This window comes from Tistrella mobilis KA081020-065, from assembly GCF_000264455.2.
Lineage (GTDB): Bacteria > Pseudomonadota > Alphaproteobacteria > Tistrellales > Tistrellaceae > Tistrella > Tistrella mobilis.
Genome location: NC_017956.1, coordinates 1,404,382 through 1,424,293, shown reverse-complemented (window position 1 = coordinate 1,424,293; position 19,912 = coordinate 1,404,382). Strand labels below are relative to the sequence as shown.

Sequence of the window (19,912 nt, the reverse complement as noted above, 5' to 3'; positions counted from 1 at the left end):
AAGGATCTGGGGGCGGGGGGCGGGCTCAGCTCCGGGCGGCAGGTGCCTCCGCCTCAAGGCCGGGCAGCACGGCATCGGCCGTGGTCTCGTCGGTCACCAGCCCTTTCAGATGCCGGCCGCGCAGCACGGCGCGGATCGGGCCGATCTTGGCCGGCCCGACCGCGACGCCCATCGAGAATGGCACGCGGGAGAGTTCCTCCGGGGTGACCGCCACCAGCCGGTCGTTCATCTGATAGCGACAGACCCGCCCTGCCCCATCCAGAAGATGGGCGAGCAGTTCTGCCTCGGCGCCCGACCGCTCGATCTCCGTCCGGTCGTCGGCGAGTTCCGGATGAAGGTCGTAGTAAGAGCTGCCGGCCGGCGTGACCGAGCCCACACCCACCACCGCGATATCGGCATGGCGTGCGCGGTCCAGGATGTCGCGGGTGGACCGCATGTCGATCAGCATGGCGCGCTGGTCCACCGTGTCGGCGAACATCGGCGCATGGATGCGATGGGCGCGCCCGCCCAGCTTCTCGGCCATCTGCGCCGCTACATAGTTGACGTCGGTATAAAGCGGACCTTCGACGAGACCGGTCGCCGGCACGACCGAGACGTCGTAGCGTCGCGCCGGGTTCAGCCCGGCGACCAGGGCGCTGACACCCTTGCCGCCCGAGATGCAGATCGTGTCGCCGTCCTTGAGGCGCGAGAGCAGCAGCCCGGCCGCCGCCTCGCCCACGCTCGCCAGCGCCACCTCGTCATTGGCCGACAGGTTGGGCACCACCAGCGCCTCCATCAGCCCGGCCGCCCGGGCCAGCCGCCGCTCCAGCTCCAGCGAGGGCTGGAAGGGCGCGCGGACGGTGATCTCCACCATGCCCAGATCGTGACCCTGCTTGATCAGCCGGCTGACGGTCGCGATCGACTGGCCGGTCAGCCTTGCGATCTCGGCCTGTTTCAGGCCTTCGACATAATGCATCACCAGCGCCCGGTAGATCCGGCGGGTCAGGTCGTATTGTCTGACATCCCCGGTGGGCGTCCGGTCGTCATGCCGCATGGTCACTCTCCGCATGGGCACCCGACGTTTGAGCGGTTCGGTCATGGGTCGGGTGGCAGGTCAGGCGCGTCTGCGGTTCAGCATATGGTCGACCGAGACCGCGACAAGCAGGATCAGACCTTTCACCATATCCTGCCAGTAGACCGAGACGTCGAGCAGGATGAGCGAATTGGTCACCAGCGACAGCAGGGCGACACCCAGCACCGCGCCCAGCACCGAACCGGACCCGCCCTTCAGGCTGGCGCCGCCGATGACCGCGGCCGCGATCACGTTCAGCTCCATGCCGACGCCGAAGGTGGGGGTGGCGGCGCCGAAGCGGGCCATGAAGATCACGCCTGCCAGCCCGGCCAGGGCCGAACTCAACACCGTCACCCAGAAGATGACGCGCGAGGTGCGGATGCCGGAATAGTCGGCCGCCTTGGGGTTGCTGCCGGTATAGAACACCCGCCGGAAGGCCACGGCCCGGCGCATCAGCAGGTCGAAGACCACCACGATCGCCAGGAAGATCAGGATCACCACCGGCACCTGACCGAGCGAGCCCTGACCGACGAATTTGAACTCTTTCGGCAACGAGAACAGCGACAGCGGCGTGCCCTCGGTGATCACCAGGCAGGCGCCGCGGACGATCACCATCATCGCGAGCGAGGCGATGAAATGGTTGAGACCGATCCGCGTGACACAGGCGCCCATGATCACGCCGCACATCGCCGCCGCGGCGATGCCGCCGAGCGACGCGGTCCAGGGGTCGACGCCCAGCAGGAACAGCTTGCCCGCCACCACCATGGCGAAACAGACCACCGCCCCCACCGACAGGTCGATGCCGCCCACGATCAGCAGGATGGTCATGCCGACCACCACGATGCCCTCGATCGAGAACGAGAGCATCAGCGCCTTCATGTTGGCGACGGTCAGGAAATAGGGCGAAGCGAAGCTCATGATCACGAACAGCGCCGCGATGATCACGATCAGCCCGGCCTCGCGCATCTTGTTGAAGCGGGCGAGCAGCGACAGGCGGGGTTCGGCCGGATGCGCCCCGGCCTTCATGTCTCCGGTCTTCCGCCCGTCAGTCTCTGCGCGGTTGGTTTCTGCCGTGCTCATGGCCGCAGGCTCCCTTCGCCGGCGGCGCCGGGGGCGCCCACGCCGGATGCAAGTCGGATGATGTGTTCCTCGGTCATCTCCGGCCCCGCCACCTCACCGGCGATCCGGCCTTCGCGGATCACCAGGATGCGATCGGCCAGGCCGATCAGCTCGGGCAGTTCCGACGAGATGACCACGACCCCCCTACCCTCGGCCGCCAGGCCGCGGAGGATCTGATAGATCTCGGATTTGGCGCCGACATCGACGCCGCGGGTCGGCTCGTCCAGGAAGACGATACGCGGGCCGGTCAGCAGCAGCTTGGCGATCGCCACCTTCTGCTGGTTGCCGCCCGACAGCTCCGACACCTTCTGGCCGGGGCCCGCCATGCGCAGCGACATCCGCCGGCCGAATTCGGCCGCCTGGGCCGCCTCGGCGCGGCCGTCGATCATGCCCAGCCGGCCGGCTACGCGGCCCGGATCCTGGGCCGAGACATTGGCCGCGATCGACATGTCGAGGAACACGCCCGCCCCCTTGCGGTCTTCGGAAAGATAGGCGAGGCCCTGTTTCGTGGCGCCACGATAGTCGGGGATCCGCGCCTCGTGCCCCTCGACCACCACCCGGCCGGCCGCGCGGTGGCGCAGCCCGCAGACGGTCTGGGCGATCTCGCTTCGCCCGGCGCCCATCAGCCCGGCCAGACCCAGGATCTCGCCGGCCTTCAGGTCGAAGCCGATTTCCGCGATATGGTCGTCGGCATCGGCCAGACCCTCCACCTGCAGCAGCACCGGCGCGCCCGCGGGCACGCCCGGCTTTTCCGGGTAGAGGTCGCCAAGTTCGCGGCCGACCATGCGTTCGGCCACCTCTTCGGGCGTGGTGTCGGCGATCGCCTTGGTCACCACCTTGCGGCCGTCGCGCAGCACCGTGATCCGGTCGCAGATCTCGAAGATCTCGGCCATGCGATGGCTGATATAGATGATCGCGATGCCCCGTGCCTTCAGCGTGCGGATCACGTCGAACAGCCGCCGGGTTTCGGCCTCGGTCAGGGCGGCGGTGGGCTCGTCCAGGATCAGGATCCGGCAGTCGAGCGTCAGCGCCTTGGCGATCTCGACCAGTTGCTGGGCCGAAATGCCGATCTGCCCGACCGGCGTATCCACCGGCATCGGGTGCAGCAGCCCCAGCACCGCCTCGGCCTTGCGCCGCAACTCGCGCCGGTTCAGGAACCAGCGGCCGCGGGCATGGGGTGCCGCCATGAAGATGTTCTCGGCGATCGAGATGTCGGGGCAGAGGGCGATTTCCTGGTGCACGAAACCGATGCCCCGCGCCTGGGCCTCGGCCGGCCCCGACAGATGCACCGCTTCACCGAACAGCTCCACCTGCCCGCCATCGGGGCGATGGATGCCGTCGATGATGTTCATCAGGGTCGACTTGCCGGCACCGTTCTCGCCGGCCAGCGCATGGACCTCGCCCGCCTTCAGGTCGAAATCCACCCCGGTCAGCACCCTGACCGGGCCGAAGGATTTGGTGATGCCGCTAAGCTTCAGGACGGTCTCGCCCTGTGCGCCGGCCACCGGTTCAGGATGGGTCATGGATCAGCCGGACCGTTCTCGGGTGATGCTGAGGCAGGAAAGAGAGGGGGCAGGAGAAAGAGGGCGGGAGCATGCCGGGCGGTCACCCGCCCGGCCGCAGGGGCCGCACCCCTCAGTTCACTCGTCGATGCCCTTGGTGCCGCGGCGCTTCAGGTAAGCGTCCCAATAGAAATCCTGGGCGTTCTCGGGCGTCACGATCGAGAAGCCGTTGTCGATGACCGGCAGCGTGAACGGGTTGAAGCCGCTGCGCTTATAGTCGTTCATCGGGTCGATCAGATCGGGATGGGCCGCCAGGAACAGCATCATGAAGCCCATATAGCCCTGGACGCCCTGGTTCGGGTTGATCGCGCCGAACATCTGGCCGGCCTTGATCATATCGAGCACCTTGGCGTTCACGTCGACGCTCATGACCTTGATCTTGCCGCCCAGCTCGTTCGCCGCCTGGGCAGCGCCCAGCGCCGAACTCGCCTCGGGCATGAACACGGCGCCGAGCCCGGGATGGGCCTGGGCCATGGTCAGCACCGCGTTATAGGCGCGGGTCGGATCCTGGTTGGTGGCGGTGCGGGCCACCAGCTTCATCTCCGGATACTTTTCCTCCATCTGCCTGATGAAGGACGACACCCGGCGGTCGTGATTGTCCTGGCCGGGATTCTCCAGGATGGCGTAGTCGCCCTTGCCGCCCATGGCCTTGGCGAGAGTATCGGCGGCCGTGGCGCCCTCGCGGAAATTGTCGGAAGTGACATAGGCGACGCGCTTGCTGTTGGGCGAATCGGCCGCAAAGGTCACGACCGGAATGCCCATCTCTGCGGCGCGATCGATCGGCTCGATGAACGGATCGGGGTTCATCGGGTGCAGCAGCACGCCGGCCGGCTGTTTGGCCAGCACCTGTTCGAAGGTCGCCAGCTGCTTGGTCACGTCGTAATCCGGCGTGCCGGTATAGACGGTCTTGCAGCCCATCTGATGGGCGGCCTGCTTGAACATCTCATAGACCGGGAACCAGTATTCCACGCCCGACACCATGACGTTCATGGCATAGGTCTCGCCTTCCTTGCAGCGGAAGGGAGAGGTCTCTTCGGCCTTGGCCGCGGCGGTGGTCATGCCCATCCCGGCCACGGCGATCGCCCCCGCGAGCAGGGCGGCGGTGAAAGTCTTCATCTCGGCGTTTCCCCAACGTCTCGGACCGGGATCGCTTGGCTTCGGATCCCTCGGCGCCCGTTCTGGCCCATACCCTCCGCCCGGCCCTCCCGGCCTGCGTCGGTGCTTCACTGCGGCCGCATCCCGCGGCCCGATGATGGCTGTGAAAGTTTTTTCATAGATCAGAATTTCTTTCACGCCTCGACGTTACGGCGCCGTGACAGGCCGAGTCAAGGGGACCGGAACACGCAAAAAAGCCGGTACCGCTCGCCTCTCGCGCGCAGGCACCGGCCATCGCAACCGGTCGGATCAGGGAATAAAAGAGGGAGGATTCGGATTTATGTCAGGCGGGTTCTTCCGGACGGGCGGCCAGCCGCCCCAGGAACATGTCCCGCAGGGAATTCCCCATCAACCGGCTGAAATCAAGCCGATAGGGCGCCATCTCGGGCCGCTCGTACAGCCCGGCCAGATTGGGCGGCGGCATCGCGACGTGATGGCAACCGATCATGCACACGAACAGGCCGGGCACGACCTCCGCCGCCTCCCGCGCCGGCAGGCCGAGCACCCGGCCGAGATCGCGGGCGATGCCGTTCAACCGTTCGATCATGCCGATCTTGACCGCATAAAGCGCATCCGCATCCAGCCGCGGTTCCAGCGAGCCGTGCAGCGCGGCGTTCAGCCGGGCCATCAACGGCACGTCCGTACAGGCCCCCACCACGGCGGCCGCCGCAGCCCGGGCCGCATCGGCGGCATAGCCCGCCCGCGCCGGATCGGCTGCCGACTTGGCGGCAAGCCGCGCCTCCAGCCGGTTGAGCCAGGCCAGGGTGGTGCGCTCATAAAGCGCCAGGAACAGCGCTTCCTTGGACGGCGCATAAAGATAGACCGTGCCCTTGGCGACACCGGCCGCGCGGGCGACCTCTTCTATACCCACCGCCTCGATCGTCGGCGCCGCCTCGTAAAGCCGCCGGGCGGCATCGAGGATCGCCTCGCGCCGGGCAGCCTTGGCTTCGGTACTGCGTGCGCGCCGTCCGGGGGCAATGGTCAAGGGGGCTCCATCCTGGCCAGTGGCGGGACGTCCGCACGGATCGTCCCATCTGGGTGCCAGAATGGCCGGGAAGTCGCAGCGGGGCAAGGCCGGGACGGCATGTCGACCTGCGCGCACACGCGAAGCGGAGGGGCGCCGCCGCGGCGGCCCTCCGGCCGTCACGAGGCTCAGAGGTCCTGCGCCGTCGGGCGGATGACGATCTCGTTCACGTCGACGGTTGCGGGCTGGGCCATGGCATAGGCCACGGCATCGGCGATCGCCTCGGGGCCGATGGCGATCTCCTGATAGCGGCGGATCATGGCCGCCACCTCGGGCACGGTGATGGTGTCGGCAAGTTCGGTCGCAACCGTGCCGGGTGAAATCACCGTGGTGCGGATCTTCGGCCCCGCCTCCATCCGCAGCCCTTCCGACAGGGCCCGGACGGCGAATTTGGTGGCGCAATAGACGGCGGCGCCGGGGAAGACCTTGTGAGCTGCGACCGAGGCCACGTTGATCACATGGCCGCGCCCCTGGGCCTGCATCTTGGGCAGCACCGCGGCAATGCCGTAGAGCACGCCCTTCAGGTTGACGTCGACCATCCGCTCCCACTCCTCCACCTTGCCGGCGGCGAGCGGCGAGAGCGGCATCAGGCCGGCATTGTTGACCAGCACGTCGATGGCGCCGAAGCGGGCTTCGGTTTCGTCGGCCAGACGCTGCACCGCGGCGCGGTCAGCAATGTCGACCGTGGCAATTGCGGCCGTGCCGCCGGCGGCGGTGATCTCTGCGGCAAGCGCCTCAAGGCGGTCGGTGCGGCGGGCGGCGAGCATCACGGCCGCGCCGTCGGCGGCAAGGCGGCGGCCGATGGCGGCGCCGATGCCGCTGCTGGCACCGGTGATGAGCACGCGGCGGCCTGCGAAGATGGGGGCGGGAGAAGCGGACATGCTGGAAATCCCTGGCTGAGTGATAGATCGACGGCCCCCATAATAAATGACCAATGGTCATTTATGGCGCGACATTGGTCACAGCCCTCGTTCCTCCGCCGAAAAATCTCCCGATACAATCGCCGCTGCCGTCTCGACCGCGCGCCCCGGAACGGGCATCATCCGGCAACACCAGGACGAAGGAGGCCGGCCTGCCGAAGAAGCCGGCCCCGCGCAAGGGAGACCGCCCCGGATGCCCACGACCACCAACCCCGCCGCCACCCGCCACCCGATGGGGCCGCGCTTCCGCATCGCCTCGATCGCCGATGTCGAGCGGATCGAGACCGAGATGCCGCTCGACCAGCGCCTCGGCTTCACCAGCACCTATGACGTGCTGCGCTGGGCGGCGATGGCCTATGGCGATGCACCGGCCATCACCCATCTGTCGGCAGGTACCGCCGAGGAAACCCCGCGTGAGCTTGGCTACGCTGCCTTTTTCGAGGCGGTGACCCGTGCGGCCAATGCCTTTGCCGGGCTCGGTCTCGGGCGCAGCGATGCCGTGGCCATGCTGATGCCCAACCTGCCTGAAACCCATATCGCGCTCTGGGGTGCGGAGGCGGCCGGCATCGCGGCGCCGATCAACCCGCTGCTCGGCATCGACCAGATCGTCGAAATCGCCGAGGCGGCGGATGCGAAACTGATCCTGGCCCCGGGTCCCCTCCCCGGGCTCGACCTCTGGGAAAAGGCCGTGGCCGCGGCCGAGCGCCTGCCGGGCATCACGGCGGTCATCAAGGTCGGCGGCGGGCCCGTGGACATGGCGGTGCATCCGAAGGTGAAGGACTGGGGGGCCCTGCTCACCGCCGCCCCCGCCGACCGGCCGGTCGGCTGGTCGGAACCCGGCCCGGACGATGTCTGCGCCTATTTCCACACCGGCGGCACCACCGGCACGCCCAAGCTCGCCCGCCATCTGCACCGCAACGAGCTGTATATGGGCTGGATCCTGTCGCGGGTGATCGGCATGTCGCCGGCCGACTGCACGCTGTCGGGGCTGCCGCTGTTCCATGTCAATGCCGTCCATGTCACCGGCCTGGCGCCGTTCATGGCCGGCGCCCGGGTGCTGCTCGCCACCCCGGCCGGCTATCGCAACCCCGATCTGATCCGCAATTTCTGGAAGATCGTCGAGCGCTACCGGGTCACGACCTTCTCATCCGTGCCCACCGTACTGACCGCGCTGATGCAGGTGCCGGTGGCGGGTGCCGATCTCTCCAGCCTGCGTTTCGCCGTGGTCGGCGCCGCCCCCCTGCCGCTGGAGGTGATCCGCGGCTTCGAGGGGCTGACCGGTATCAAGCTGCTCGAAGGCTATGGCCTGACCGAAGGCACCTGCGCCTCTGCGGTCAACCCGCCTTATGGCGAGGCACTTGCAGGCTCGGTCGGCATCCGCTTTCCGTACCAGCCGATGAAAACCGTGATCCTGGATGCGGACGGCAAGCTGGCGCGTGATGCCGCGGTCGACGAAATCGGCGTGCTGTGCCTCAAGGGCCCCAATGCCATCTCGGGCTACAAACAGAGCCGGTTCGACGCCGGACTGTTCGTCGGCGACGGCTGGATTTCGACCGGCGACCTGGCACGCATCGACGATCAGGGCCGGATCTTCCTGGTCGGCCGCGCCAAGGATCTGATCATCCGTGGCGGCCACAATATCGATCCGCAATCGATCGAAGAGGTGCTGCACGCCCACCCCGCCGTGGCGCTGGCGGGCGCGGTCGGCCGGCCCGATGCCTATGCGGGCGAGATCCCGGTCGCCTTCGTGACGCTGAAGCCGGGCGCCGCCGCCAGTTCCGACGAGCTGGTCGCCTGGGCGCGCGACCGGGTGCCGGAACGGCCCGCAGCCCCGCATGAGGTGATCATCCTGGCCGAGATGCCGGTGACCGCGATCGGCAAGATCTTCAAACCGACGCTCCGCCAGCTCGCCACCGACCGGGTCTATGCGGCCGAACTGGCGGCGCTGGAGGGCCTGGCCGCGACCGTTAAGACCGGTCCCGACGACCGGCTGGGCACCTGCGCGGTGGTGACGCTGACCCTGGACGACGGCACGCCGGTGCCCGAGGACGACAGGCCGGCGCTGGTCGATCGGGTGGAGCAGATCCTGGGCCGCTTCCCGGTGCCGCACCGGGTCGTCTTCGGCTGAGATACATCGACGTCGATGGATATTGAAATACATCGACATCGATGCATATACTTCGACGTCGATGCAGTTCGGAGACAGGAGCGCATGTCCAGACCACCCCGCCTGATCCACCTTCTGGCCGCCGCCAACCGGCGGGTGATGGCGATCGCCGAGGCGGGGATCGAGGATCTGGGCATCACCACCTCGCAATCGGCGGCGCTGTTCGTGCTGGGGGAGCGCGGGCCGTCGTCGGTGACGGCGCTGGGGGCGGCGCTGGATCTTGGCCAGTCCGCCACCTCCACCCTCGTCCAGAAGCTGGAAACGGCCGGGCTGGTCGCCCGTACCGATGATCCGGCCGACCGGCGGGCGGTCACTCTCCGGCTCACCGAGCGTGGCGAGGCGATCCGCCGGGTCGCCGCGCGCCGCGCCAACGACCTCACCCGCCGCATGGCCCACGGGCTTACGCCCGAGGAGCGCGCGGTGATCGCGCATTGGCTGAAGACGGTCGGCACGAACACCGATGCCGGTCTCCCGCCCGAGGATCAGGAAAGCACCCCCATCATGACGTCACCGATCGTGACCGACGATATCCGCACGACCACCGCCGACGGGATCATGGAGATCGTCTTTGCCCGCCCGGCGAAGAAGAACGCGATCACCAACGAGATGTACGGCGCCGTCGCCGACGCGCTGGAAGCGGCCGAGGCCGATGACGCGATCCGCGTGGTGCTGATCCGCGGCGAGGGCGGCGATTTCACTGCCGGCAACGACCTCGGCGATTTTGCGAAGATCGCCGCCGGCCAGGGCCCGGCGGTGCGCCATGTCCAGCGGGTGCTGAAACAGCTCGCCCGGATGCAGAAGCCGGTGGTGGCGGGCGTGCTGGGCCAGGCGGTGGGCATCGGCACCACCATGCTGCTGCATTGCGACCTGGTCTATGTCGCCCGGGATGCCAAACTCTCCACCCCCTTCGTCGGCCTGGCCCTGGTGCCGGAAGCGGCATCGAGCCTGCTGCTGCCGGCCGCGATCGGCCATCGCCGCGCCTTCGCGATGTTTGCCCTGGGCGAGGTGCTGAGCGGTTTCGACGCAGCCAAGATCGGCTTGGTCAATGCGGCCCTGCCCGCCGACGATGTGCTCGGCGCCGCACGTGCCGCCGCCGGCCGGCTTGCGCAGCAGCCGATCGGCGCGCTTAAGGCGACCAAGGGGCTGATGCGGGATGCGGCCGCCATCGCCTCGGTGATGGACACCGAAAGCAAGCTGTTCTTCGAGCGTCTGCAGAGCCCCGAAGCCCGCGAGGCCTTCACCGCCTTTGCCGAGCGCCGGCGGCCCGACTTCACAAAGCTCGGCTGATCACGATGCGTTCACGTCTCCTGACAAGATGCTGTCAGGAGACGTGCGCTATGGATGGGGCGCAGATGGGACAACCCAGACAAGGCCTCAGCCCCATGGACCAGATCAGTCAGCCTTCCCCGGTTCTCGAAATCGTCCGCTTCCGCCTCAGGCCCGGCATAGATCCTGAGGCCTTCACCGCCGATGCCGCCCGCATGGACGGCTGGCTGGCCACCCGCCCCGGCTTCGTCCGCCGGCGCCTGGGCCTCGCCGATATGGGGGTCTGGATCGACTGCATCGAATGGCAGGATCTGGCCACAGCCCGCGCCGCGGCCGATGCGCTGATGCAGGAACCCACCGCCCGCCCCTTCCTTACTGCCATCGACGGGGGTAGCGTGGTGATGACCCATCTCGACATCGCCCACGCGAGCTGACGCCGATGCGCCGCGCCGACCGCCTCTTCGCCATTCTTCAGTCGCTTCGGGGCGGTCGGCTGCGCACGGCACAACAGCTGGCCGACGAGCTGGAAGTCTCGGTCCGCACGGTCTATCGCGATCTGGCCGATCTTCAGGCCCAGGGCGTGCCGGTGGATGGCGAACGCGGTATGGGCTATCTGCTCCGCGACGGCTTCTTCCTGCCGCCGCTCGCATTGTCGGCGATCGAGCTTGAAGCCCTGACCTGGGGTGTCGCCATGGTCCGTGCCCATGCCGATGAAAGCCTGGCGCGGGCGGCGGAAGAGCTGGAGATCAAGCTCCGCGCCGCCACCCCCACCCGTGGCATAACCATCCCCACCACGGCCGCCGCCTACGGTTTCCGCCTGACCGCCGCCGACCGCCAGCGGCTCAAGGCGGCGCGCGAGGCGATTGCGACCCGCGAGAAGCTGGCGCTCGACTATGCCGATGCGGCCGGCGCCACCTCCGAACGGGTGGTCCGGCCGCTGGAATTGCAGCATTGGGGCGCGGTCTGGACGCTGACCGGCTGGTGCGAGCTGCGCGGCGATTTCCGGGCCTTCCGCATCGACCGGATCCGCCAGCTTACCCGCACCGGCGAGCATTTCCGCCCCGAGCCCGGCAAGCGGATCGAGGATTACATGGCGCTGGTCAGATGCGAAGCGCGGCCACCAGCGTCCTGACGTTATAGTCCATCATGTCCAGATAGGTGGCCGCCGGCCCGTCGGCGGGGGAGAGCGCATCGGAATAGAGCGTGCCGCCGATGGTCGCATCGGTTTCCGACGCGATCCGCTCCAGCAGCCGCGGATCGGAAATGTTCTCCATGAACACCGCCGGGATCTTTTCCGCCCGGATCTGGTCGATCAGCTTTGCGACATCCCCCGCCGAGGCTTCGGCCTCGGTGCTCACCCCCACCGGTGCCAGGAATTCCACGCCATACGCGGCCTCGAAGTAGCCGAAGGCATCATGGGAGGTGACGACCTTGCGGCGCTCAGCCGGCACGCTCGCGATCTCAGCCCGGATCCGGGCGTCGAGCGCGTCGATCTTTTTCAGATAGGCGGCCGCATTGGCTTCGAACACCGGCTTGTCGTCGCTGTCGGCGGCAATCAGCGCTTCCAGCACGTTATGGACATAGATCCGGGCATTGGTCAGGCTCTGCCAGGCATGGGGATCGGTGCCGCCATGGTGGTGGTCGTGATCGTGGTCGTGATCATCGCCCCCGGCGTGATCGTGATCGTGATCGTGATCCTCTTCCTCCGCCATCTTGCGGGGTACGATGCCGGTGGTTGCGACGGCAACCGGGCCGTCATAGCCCGAGGCCTGAACCAGCCGGTCCATCCAGCCCTCGAAGCCCAGCCCGTTCATCACCACCAGATCGGCATCGGCGACCGTGCGGGCATCGGCCGGTGCCGGCTGCCAGACATGGGCATCGCCGTCGGGGCCGACCAGGGTGGTGACGCGGACCCGGTCGCCACCCACTTCCTGCACCATGTCGCCCAGGATGCTGAAGCTGGCGACGACCTTGATCGGTTCATCGGCCGCAAGGGCCGGAACCGGCAGCCGGAGGGCGAGCACAGCCAGCGTGCCCGCGGCCAGCAGATGGCGACGGTTGATCATGAGACGGTCCTTTCTGTCCGGGAGGAAGGTTCCGGGAGGAACCGCCGGCGCGCGCCGGCAGGAGCGGTCAGCAGCGCCGCCAGATAGCAGGCGCCGGCGGCCAGGATGATCGCGGGGCCGGAAGGCAGACCCAGATGATAGGAAAGCAGCAGCCCGACCATCCCCGACACGAAGGCGATGGTTCCGGCCACCAGGATCCGCCACAGCAGGCTGTGGGGGGCGATGAAACGCGCGGCCGCAGCCGGCAGGATCATGATGCCCACCGACATCAGCGTGCCCAGGGCATGGAAGCCGCCGACCAGGTTCAGCACCGACAGCACCAGCAGCCCGTAATGGGCCATGGGGCTGGAACGGCCGACCGCCCGCAGGAAGCCCGGATCGACGCATTCCAGCACCAGCGGCCGCCAGATCACCGCCAGGGTCAGCATCGACACCGAGGCGATCCCTGAGAGCAGGAACAGTGCGGCATCGTCCAGCGCCAGCACCGAGCCGAACAGCACATGCAGCAGATCGACATTGCTGCCGCGCAGCGACACGATCAGCACACCGGCCGCCAGCGACAGCAGGTAGAAGGCAGCGAGGCTTTCATCCTCGCGCCCGCCGGTACGCCGGGCCACGAGGCCTGAGAGCACCGCCACCACCAGCCCGGCGATCAGGCCACCCAGCGTCATCCAGGCGAGCGACAGCCCGGCGGCCAGATAGCCGATCGCGGCCCCGGGCAGGATGGCATGGGACATGGCGTCGCCGGTCAGGCTCATCCGGCGCTGGGTCAGGAACACGCCGATCGGCGTGGCGCCCAGCGCCAGCGCCAGACAGCCGACCAGGGCGCGCCGCATGAAGGCATAGTCGGCGAAGGGACCGATCAGCAGATCGTGGATCACGGTGAATGCGCCTTCGCTTCAGGAATGCCGCGCCTGGGCAAGCCGGGCCCTGCCAAGGGTCTCGGCCGTCAGCACGCGGTGTGTGGGGCCGGCGGCGATCATCCGCCCTGCGATCAGCAGGCAGTCGGGGAAATGCGCGCGGATCGCGTCCAGATCGTGGAGAACGGCCAGCACGGTGCGGCCCTCTTCATGCCAGCCGCGGATCACCCCGATCAGCTCGGCCGCCGTCGCCTCGTCGATCGCGGCGAAGGGCTCGTCGAGCAGGATCAGCCGGGCGTCCTGCAAAAGCAGCCGGGCGAAGAGCAGGCGCTGCATCTGCCCGCCCGAGAGCGCCGCGATCGGCCGGTCGGCCAGATCGGCAATACCCACGGTTGCGAGCGCCTGGAGCACTGCCGCCCCCTGCCTGCGGCCGATCGCCCGGAACGGCCCAAGCCGCTGCCAGAGCCCCATCGCCGCCATCTCGGCCACACAGATCGGAAAGCTGCGGTCGATCTCGGTCTGTTGCGGCAGATAGCCGAGGGCACGCCGGTCCAGCCCCCCGAGATCGATCCGCCCGGCTTCCGGGGTGAGCTGTCCGGTCAGGGCCTTGAGCAGGGTGGACTTGCCGGCCCCGTTCGGCCCGGCAATGGCGGTCAGGCTGCCGGAGGCAAGCGTCAGGCTCACCCCCTCTACCGCCGGCCGGCCGGATCCGTAGCCGAGGGTCAGGTCGGTGCACACCACCTGCGGTCCCGGCACCGATATGGGAGAAAGCCGCCCACCGGCGGCAGGGGACATCATCACCGGATCGCCCCCATCACCGCCAGCCAGAGCAGGGCGACCGGAATGGCCGCAATCAGCAGCCGGCGCAACACGCCGACCCCGAGCGCACTGCGCATCAGCGCCTGCCCCGGCGGCGGATGGGGAACGGGCGGCGTGGCGACGGGGCGATGCAGGTCCATGGGCTCAAGGTCCGGAAGGAGGCGGAACCCCTTCTGCTTACGCCCGCGCCTACGTTAATGCAACAGTATAACATAACTCCTACACAGCCCGATCCCGACCGCCGGAGCGGTCGGGCCGGAAGCTGCCGTCAGAGCTGCAGGATGCCGCGGCTGTACTGGTCCGGCCAGGGCAGCTCCGCCCCCAGCGCCTTGGCGGCGCGGAGCGGCCAATGCGGGTCACCCAGGGTCACGCGGGCCAGCGCCACCAGATCGGCACGGCCATTGGCGATGATCTCCTCGGCATGTTCGGGCTGGGTGATCAGCCCCACCGCGGCGGTGGCGATGCCCGCCTCGCGCCGGATCGCCTCGGCGAAGGGCACCTGATAGCCGGGATAGGCGCGCAGCTTCTGGCGCGGATCACCGCCGCCCGACGAGCAGTCGATGAGGTCGACATCGCCGCGCGCCTTCACCCGCTTCGCGATCTCGACCGAGGCCGCGATATCGAGCCCGCCCTCGACCCAGTCGGAACACGAGAGCCGCAGGAACAGCGGCAGCTCCGCCGGCCATTCGGACCGCACGGCATCCAGCACCAGCATCAGCGCCGCCATCCGCCGGTCGGCATCGCCGCCGAAAGCATCGTCGCGGGTGTTGGACAGGGGGCTCAGGAAGGAATGCAGCAGATAGCCATGGGCGCCATGGACCTCGATGATCCGGAAGCCGGCCCGACGGGCGCGGGCGGCAGAGGCCGCGAAGGCATCGGCGATGCGATGGATACCGTCTTCGGTCAACGCCGTCGGCACCGCATGGGCGGGTGAGAAGGCGGCATCGGTCGGCCCCACCGGCTGCCAGCCGCCCTGATCGGGGGCAAGCAGCCCGCCGCCCCGCCAGGGCGCATCGGTCGAGGCCTTGCGCCCGGCATGGGCCAGCTGGATCGCCGGCACCGCGCCCTGCCCGGCCACAAAATCGACCACGCGGGCAAAGGCCGTCTCCTGCGCATCCGACCACAGCCCCGGGCACCAGGGCGTGATCCGCCCTTCGGGCAGCACACCGGTCGCCTCGGCGAAGACGATGCCCGCCCCGCCCTTGGCGAAGCCGCCCAGATGCGCCAGATGCCAGTCACCCACCAGCCCGTCCGGCACGCTGTACTGGCACATCGGCGCAATCATGATCCGGTTGCGCGCGGTGACGCTGCGGAAGCTGATCGGCTTGAACAGCTGCGGATCCCGCCCCGGCGCCGGAATGGCACTCGGCACAGGCGTGGATGCAGGCGCAGAAGCGGGGGCAGAAGCGGCAGGCTTGTCGGACATCGGTCTCTCCGCGAGGCATCGAACGGGATCGCGGAGAGGATGGAACGACCGGGCGGCGGTGCCAAGCCCGGCGTCCACATCACGATGTATTCAAACCCTGTTCGACTTCAAACCCCATTCGGATTCAAACCCCGTTCGATCGGCCCCGCCGGATCTGCCGGGCCGCCAGCCCCATGGGCGGCAGCAGCGAGGCCGCCAGCGACAGCACCCAGGCGGTCATCGGTGGGGTGGAGGTGACGGCAAGCGCCATGACGGTAGTGAAGACGGCAAGGCTGCTCATGCCGCCGAGCGCCGCAAGCATGGTCTGGCGGGCGGTTTCGCCGCCATAGCGCTGGTGGACGGTCAGCGAGATGGTGATCATGCCGATCGGGAAGCCCATCAGCAGCCCGGCCCAGACCGGCCCCGCCAGGGCCGCCACCACCGAGACGCTGGCAACCAGCGTGCCGGCCAGGATGCCACGCAGGACAAGGTCGGCGATGCGCCGCGCGCCCCGCGGGGCCGGGCCGTCGCCGGCGGCGTGGCGGCAGAAGCGGAGCGCGATGATGGCGACCACGACATAGAGCGGCAGCGCCACCACCAGTTCCACCGGCAGGGCCGCGGTCACCGCGGCCACCACGCACCAGGCGAGGATGGCCGCGCCGACCGAGGCGAAGGGCCCTGCCCGTTTCGCGACCACGATGAAGCAGGCGACGAAGATCAGGGTCGCCACCAGCGCCATCAGCGTCGCCACCGCCGCATCATGCAGGAAATCCGGCGGGTGGTGGCCGATCAGGAAGAAGAAGCCGGGGCCCATGACGATGGGCAGCCCGGCGGCGATACCGCCGAGGGCGGGCCCCGCATGCTGAACCAGCAGCGAGACGCCCATGACGACGATCGCGGTCGCAACCACGCGGGCCGCGATCGGCAACAGCTGGACCGAGAGGTCGGCGAGCAGCGTTTCCATGGCGCGGGGGGAGCCAGGGCCGCTCAGGCAGCGCGGGTGCGGACGACCAGCGCCTCCACACCGGCCGCCACGTCGAGCAGGTCGTGATCGGCGCCGTTGCGGCCCAGCAGCATCAGCCCGGCCGGGAGTGCGCCCGGCTCTGCGATCGGCAGGGTGACGCCGCAGAGGTCGAGCACATTGCCGAAGGTCGGGTTGCGCAGCACCAGCAGGTTCAGCCGGGTGTAATCGGCATCATCGGCCAGATCCGCGATCCGCGGCGGCACGATCGGCACCGTCGGCATCAGCAGCGCGTCGAAGGGGCGGAGCGCCAGATCGGCGGCGGCGACCATCCGGCGGCGGCGCTTGATCAGGTCGATGTAATCGGCCGCCCCCATCGCCTCGCCGCGGCGGATGCGCGACAGCACCCGCGGATCATAGCGCTCGGCGCCGGTCTGGATGATCGCGCGGTGCCAGGCCCAGCTTTCGGCAGCCGAGAAGCCGCCGGCCGCGTTCAGCTGCGGCACCTCGGCGATCTCGGGCAGTTCCAGCTCGATCAGCCGGACGCCGGCATCGCGGAGCCGCTTCAGGGCCGCGTCATAGGCATTGGCGACCTGGTCGTCGACACCGTCCATCGGCAGGCCGCGGGCAACGGCGAAGGTCAGCGTCTCGGGCGCGCGGGGGCGCAGGATGCGCGGCGCCTCGCCCGCCAGCACGGCATCGACCAGCGCGCAGCAGGCGACGGTGGGGGCCAGCGGGCCGATCGAATCCTGGGTGGACGACAGCGGCAGCGCGCCTTCCAGCGGCACCCGCGCCTGCGAGGGCTTGAAGCCGACGATGCCGGCGAAATTGGCCGGGATGCGGATCGAGCCGCCGGTATCGGTGCCGATGGCGGCGGCCGCCATGCCCTTCACCACCGAGATGCCGGCGCCGGCCGACGAGCCGCCGGGGATGCGGTCGGCATCGAAGACATTGCCGGGCGTGCCGTAATGCGGGTTGAGCCCGACGCCCGAAAAGGCGAATTCGGTCATGTTGGTCTTGCCGGTGATCACGGCACCGGCCGCACGCAGCCGGGCCACGATCGGGGCATCGGCCATGGCCGGGGCGGCATCCTTCATCACCACCGAGCCCGCCATGGTGGTCTCGCCCGCCACATCGAACAGATCCTTGATCGAGATCGGCAGGCCGGCCAGCGGCCCCTGGGACAGCCCGGCCGCGCGGCGGTGGTCGGCGGCCAGGGCCTCGGCGCGCGCAGAGGCGTCATAGACGCGGGTGAAGATCTGCGCGCCCGGCGCGAACCCCTCGTCATGAATGCGGGCGAGCGCGGTCTCGGCCAGCTTCAGGGCCGAGACGCTGCCGTCGTTGAACCCGGCCGCGATCCGGGACAGAGGGGTCGGATAGGTCATCTCGCGCGCTTCCTCGTCGGACTGTTATGAAGGCGAACCTGTTACGAAGCCCCGGCGCCGCGGGATCAGGCGACCACGGGCAGGATCTTCGGGGTATAGCGGTGCGTGATCCGCCGGCCAAGCACGGGGTCCTCCAGCTGGACCTCGAAAGCGTCGGCCGGGCGGATGCCGCCGATGACCGCGAGCGTGCCGCAGAGCATCGCCTGGCCGGGGGCCAGACCGTCCCGGCCGGCATTGTAGTCCCGAACCAGCTCCCGCGGGTCAAGCAATCCGTTCACCGGGCCTTCCTGATAGAGCACGGCCTCACCGCCGAAAAAGGCGCGGGAGCGCAGAATCAGCCGGTCCCAGTGGGGGGCGACCTCGTCGAAACGCCAGGCGTCGCGGGCGACCGGCTTGGGGCACATCTGCTTGGAGACGGCGACCGAATAGGCCTCGACACGGCGATCGGTATGGTCGGAGCCGACCGTCACCCAGATCGTGCCGTCGGTATCGCCGACCAGCACCGCCTCGGCCTCGCCCGAACTGTCGGGGCCCAGAACCTCGATGCTCTCGTCCTGGGTCAGCATCTGGGCCGACAGCCGGTAGAACAGCGGCACCCGCGACGGGCGGGGCACGCCGATCGCTTCCAGTTCGCGGATATGTTCCTCCACGTGATGGCGGTCGCGGCCGGCCCAGCCGGCAATGACCAGCTCGGTGACGTCGATGCGGCAGGTGCCTTCGGTGGTGTCGAGGCTGATGACGGACATGAGGGGGGCGTCTCCTCTGAACGGGCGATCGGGCCCGGAGGTTGGCGGATGTCTGCGATTGGAAGGCCGGGGAAAAGCGGCAGGCGGGATCAGCCCGCCATGGCCCCCGGCAGATAGAGGGCGATCCCGGGGAAGAGCACCAGCAGCAGCGCCATCACCAGCATGGCGGCGACGAAGGGCAGCGCGCCGGTCATCACCCGGTTGAGCGAGATGCCCCCGCCCACGCCCTGAACGACATAGAGGTTGAGCCCGACCGGCGGCGTGATCAGCGCCATTTCGATCATCAGGATCAGCAGCACGCCGAACCAGATCGGATCGAAGCCGAGCGCGATCACCACCGGGGCTACGATCGGGATGGTGATGACCATCAGCGACAGGGTCTCGATGAAGAAGCCCAGGATCACATAGAGCAGGATGATGCAGGCGAGCATGCCATAGGCGCCGAAGCCCAACCCGTCAATCAGGGCCGCGAGCTGGCGGGTGACGCCGGCGCCGGCGAGCACGAAGTTGAGGAAATAGGCCGAGATGATGATCAGCATGATCATCGCCGTGGTCTTGACCGCGCTTTCCACCGCCTCTTTCAGCATGCGGAGGTTGAAGCTGCGGTTGGCGACCGACAGCGCCAGTGCCGCAACCACGCCCAGCGCCGCCGCCTCGGTCGGCGTCGCCCAGCCGGCATAGATCGAGCCCACGATCACCGCGAACAGGCCCAGCACCGGCAGCAGATCGGGCAGCGCCCGGAACCGTTCCGACCAGCGCGCCGGGCGGCGGGGGCCGCCAAGCTCGGGGCGGAGCGTGCAGGCGGCGGCCGCGGTCGCCATGAACAGGGCCGCGAGCAGCAGGCCCGGGATCAGCCCGGCGAGGAAGAGGCGCGGAATCGAGGTTTCGGTCAGGAAGCCGTAGACGATCAGGTTGATCGAGGGCGGGATCATAATGCCGAGCGTGCCGCCGGCCGCGATCGAGCCCGCGAACAGCCGGTCGTCATAGCCCAGCGCCTTGGCCTGGGGCATGGCGACCGAGCCCACCGTCGCCGCGGTCGCAACCGACGAGCCCGAGGTGGCGGAGAACAGCGTCGCCGTGCCGATATTGGCGTGGAGCAGCCCACCCGGCATCCAGGACAGCCATTTGTCGAGGGCCGCATAGGTGCGCCCGGCGATGCCGGCCCGGACCAGGATCTCGCCCAGCAGCACGAAAAGCGGCACCGCGATCAGCAGGAAACTGTTGCTCGCGCTCCAGAACACCTCGCCCATCGCCTTGTAGAGCGGGAAGAACGAGAAGGTCTGGTCGAGGAACAGGCCGAGCCCCACCAGCGTGGCCGCGATCGGCACGCTGAGCAGAAGCAGGACGAGCAGGACGACAAGGGCGATGCCGAGCACGGGACGAGGTTCCCCTGAGAATGCGGACGG

At 68.7% G+C, this 19,912-nt stretch carries 19 protein-coding genes and 1 pseudogene; 5 read left to right on the top strand and 15 right to left on the bottom strand.

Annotated features, from left to right (window positions below; all coding sequences use genetic code 11):
• Nucleotides 1-25: 25 nt before the first annotated feature.
• From TMO_RS06505 to TMO_RS06480, 6 genes are all read right to left on the bottom strand, one after another.
• On the bottom strand, nt 26-1,033 hold the full coding sequence (locus TMO_RS06505; protein WP_014744810.1) for a sugar-binding transcriptional regulator: 1,008 nt from the start codon (nt 1,031-1,033) through the stop codon (nt 26-28).
• Nucleotides 1,034-1,093: 60 nt separating this feature from the next.
• Complete coding sequence (locus tag TMO_RS06500) at nt 1,094-2,131, bottom strand: ABC transporter permease (protein WP_014744809.1); 1,038 nt, start codon at nt 2,129-2,131, stop codon at nt 1,094-1,096.
• Complete coding sequence (locus TMO_RS06495; RefSeq protein ID WP_014744808.1) at nt 2,128-3,693, bottom strand: sugar ABC transporter ATP-binding protein; 1,566 nt, start codon at nt 3,691-3,693, stop codon at nt 2,128-2,130. The genes TMO_RS06500 and TMO_RS06495 overlap by 4 nt, the downstream gene beginning before the upstream one ends.
• A 117-nt stretch (nt 3,694-3,810) precedes the next feature.
• Entirely contained in the window at nt 3,811-4,848 is a 1,038-nt protein-coding gene (locus TMO_RS06490) for a substrate-binding domain-containing protein (protein WP_014744807.1), read from the bottom strand.
• A 322-nt stretch (nt 4,849-5,170) separates the two neighbouring features.
• Nucleotides 5,171-5,872: a TetR family transcriptional regulator gene (locus tag TMO_RS31575; RefSeq protein ID WP_014744806.1), complete on the bottom strand. Its 702-nt coding sequence runs from the start codon at nt 5,870-5,872 to the stop codon at nt 5,171-5,173.
• A gap of 167 nt (nt 5,873-6,039) precedes the next feature.
• Entirely contained in the window at nt 6,040-6,792 is a 753-nt protein-coding gene (locus TMO_RS06480; RefSeq protein ID WP_014744805.1) for an SDR family oxidoreductase, read from the bottom strand.
• Nucleotides 6,793-7,063: 271 nt separating this feature from the next.
• On the opposite strand from TMO_RS06480, the gene TMO_RS06475 reads away from it, so the two are divergent.
• The 5 genes and pseudogenes from TMO_RS06475 (at nt 7,064) to TMO_RS06460 (ending at nt 11,396) form a co-directional block, all read left to right on the top strand.
• On the top strand, nt 7,064-8,959 hold the full coding sequence (locus TMO_RS06475; RefSeq protein WP_041605594.1) for an acyl-CoA synthetase: 1,896 nt from the start codon (nt 7,064-7,066) through the stop codon (nt 8,957-8,959).
• A 15-nt stretch (nt 8,960-8,974) separates the two neighbouring features.
• Nucleotides 8,975-9,322: pseudogene (locus TMO_RS32810) on the top strand (MarR family winged helix-turn-helix transcriptional regulator); the annotation flags it as partial.
• A 192-nt stretch (nt 9,323-9,514) separates the two neighbouring features.
• Nucleotides 9,515-10,285, top strand: a complete 771-nt coding sequence (locus TMO_RS32805) for an enoyl-CoA hydratase-related protein (protein WP_041605593.1) — start codon at nt 9,515-9,517, stop codon at nt 10,283-10,285.
• Nucleotides 10,286-10,380: 95 nt separating this feature from the next.
• The gene (locus tag TMO_RS06465; protein ID WP_041604861.1) at nt 10,381-10,698 is read left to right on the top strand and encodes a hypothetical protein; all 318 of its coding nucleotides are present in this window, start codon (nt 10,381-10,383) and stop codon (nt 10,696-10,698) included.
• A 5-nt stretch (nt 10,699-10,703) separates the two neighbouring features.
• Nucleotides 10,704-11,396, top strand: a complete 693-nt coding sequence (locus TMO_RS06460) for a helix-turn-helix transcriptional regulator (protein ID WP_014744801.1) — start codon at nt 10,704-10,706, stop codon at nt 11,394-11,396.
• On the opposite strand, the gene TMO_RS06455 is transcribed toward TMO_RS06460, so the two are convergent.
• From TMO_RS06455 to TMO_RS06420, 9 genes are all read right to left on the bottom strand, one after another.
• Complete coding sequence (locus tag TMO_RS06455) at nt 11,365-12,330, bottom strand: metal ABC transporter substrate-binding protein (RefSeq protein ID WP_014744800.1); 966 nt, start codon at nt 12,328-12,330, stop codon at nt 11,365-11,367. The genes TMO_RS06460 and TMO_RS06455 overlap by 32 nt on opposite strands.
• A complete protein-coding gene (locus TMO_RS06450) occupies nt 12,327-13,208 on the bottom strand; it encodes a metal ABC transporter permease (RefSeq protein WP_041605592.1) in 882 nt (293 codons plus the stop codon). The genes TMO_RS06455 and TMO_RS06450 overlap by 4 nt, the downstream gene beginning before the upstream one ends.
• A gap of 21 nt (nt 13,209-13,229) precedes the next feature.
• Nucleotides 13,230-13,928, bottom strand: a complete 699-nt coding sequence (locus tag TMO_RS06445) for a metal ABC transporter ATP-binding protein (RefSeq protein WP_228382270.1) — start codon at nt 13,926-13,928, stop codon at nt 13,230-13,232.
• Nucleotides 13,929-13,987: 59 nt separating this feature from the next.
• Entirely contained in the window at nt 13,988-14,149 is a 162-nt protein-coding gene (locus TMO_RS31570) for a hypothetical protein (protein WP_014744797.1), read from the bottom strand.
• Nucleotides 14,150-14,277: 128 nt separating this feature from the next.
• Nucleotides 14,278-15,435, bottom strand: coding sequence for an NADH:flavin oxidoreductase/NADH oxidase (locus tag TMO_RS06440; RefSeq protein ID WP_014744796.1), 1,158 nt, complete (start codon nt 15,433-15,435; stop codon nt 14,278-14,280).
• Nucleotides 15,436-15,559: 124 nt separating this feature from the next.
• Nucleotides 15,560-16,378 (bottom strand): amidase, encoded by an 819-nt coding sequence (locus TMO_RS06435; protein WP_014744795.1) that lies wholly within the window; start codon nt 16,376-16,378, stop codon nt 15,560-15,562.
• A gap of 23 nt (nt 16,379-16,401) precedes the next feature.
• Entirely contained in the window at nt 16,402-17,760 is a 1,359-nt protein-coding gene (locus TMO_RS06430) for an amidase (protein ID WP_014744794.1), read from the bottom strand.
• A 65-nt stretch (nt 17,761-17,825) separates the two neighbouring features.
• Nucleotides 17,826-18,506 (bottom strand): DUF2848 domain-containing protein, encoded by a 681-nt coding sequence (locus TMO_RS06425; protein WP_014744793.1) that lies wholly within the window; start codon nt 18,504-18,506, stop codon nt 17,826-17,828.
• Between the two features lie 89 nt (nt 18,507-18,595).
• Nucleotides 18,596-19,882 carry a TRAP transporter large permease gene (locus tag TMO_RS06420; protein WP_014744792.1) on the bottom strand — a complete coding sequence of 429 codons (1,287 nt, stop codon included), beginning with the start codon at nt 19,880-19,882 and terminating at the stop codon, nt 18,596-18,598.
• Nucleotides 19,883-19,912 lie beyond the last annotated feature (30 nt).

Bases quoted from the DNA above. Each gene is read 5' to 3' on its own strand.
- TMO_RS31570 (WP_014744797.1), bottom strand. From the start codon at position 14,149: ATGGACCTGCATCGCCCCGTCGCCACGCCGCCCGTTCCCCATCCGCCG.
- TMO_RS06475 (WP_041605594.1), top strand. From the start codon at position 7,064: ATGGGGCCGCGCTTCCGCATCGCCTCGATCGCCGATGTCGAGCGGATC.
- TMO_RS06440 (WP_014744796.1), bottom strand. From the start codon at position 15,435: ATGTCCGACAAGCCTGCCGCTTCTGCCCCCGCTTCTGCGCCTGCATCC.
- TMO_RS06495 (WP_014744808.1), bottom strand. From the start codon at position 3,693: ATGACCCATCCTGAACCGGTGGCCGGCGCACAGGGCGAGACCGTCCTG.
- TMO_RS06455 (WP_014744800.1), bottom strand. From the start codon at position 12,330: ATGATCAACCGTCGCCATCTGCTGGCCGCGGGCACGCTGGCTGTGCTC.
- TMO_RS06460 (WP_014744801.1), top strand. From the start codon at position 10,704: ATGCGCCGCGCCGACCGCCTCTTCGCCATTCTTCAGTCGCTTCGGGGC.
- TMO_RS06490 (WP_014744807.1), bottom strand. From the start codon at position 4,848: ATGAAGACTTTCACCGCCGCCCTGCTCGCGGGGGCGATCGCCGTGGCC.
- TMO_RS06505 (WP_014744810.1), bottom strand. From the start codon at position 1,033: ATGCGGCATGACGACCGGACGCCCACCGGGGATGTCAGACAATACGAC.
- TMO_RS06480 (WP_014744805.1), bottom strand. From the start codon at position 6,792: ATGTCCGCTTCTCCCGCCCCCATCTTCGCAGGCCGCCGCGTGCTCATC.
- TMO_RS06465 (WP_041604861.1), top strand. From the start codon at position 10,381: ATGGACCAGATCAGTCAGCCTTCCCCGGTTCTCGAAATCGTCCGCTTC.
- TMO_RS06430 (WP_014744794.1), bottom strand. From the start codon at position 17,760: ATGACCTATCCGACCCCTCTGTCCCGGATCGCGGCCGGGTTCAACGAC.
- TMO_RS06435 (WP_014744795.1), bottom strand. From the start codon at position 16,378: ATGGAAACGCTGCTCGCCGACCTCTCGGTCCAGCTGTTGCCGATCGCG.
- TMO_RS06500 (WP_014744809.1), bottom strand. From the start codon at position 2,131: ATGAGCACGGCAGAAACCAACCGCGCAGAGACTGACGGGCGGAAGACC.
- TMO_RS06425 (WP_014744793.1), bottom strand. From the start codon at position 18,506: ATGTCCGTCATCAGCCTCGACACCACCGAAGGCACCTGCCGCATCGAC.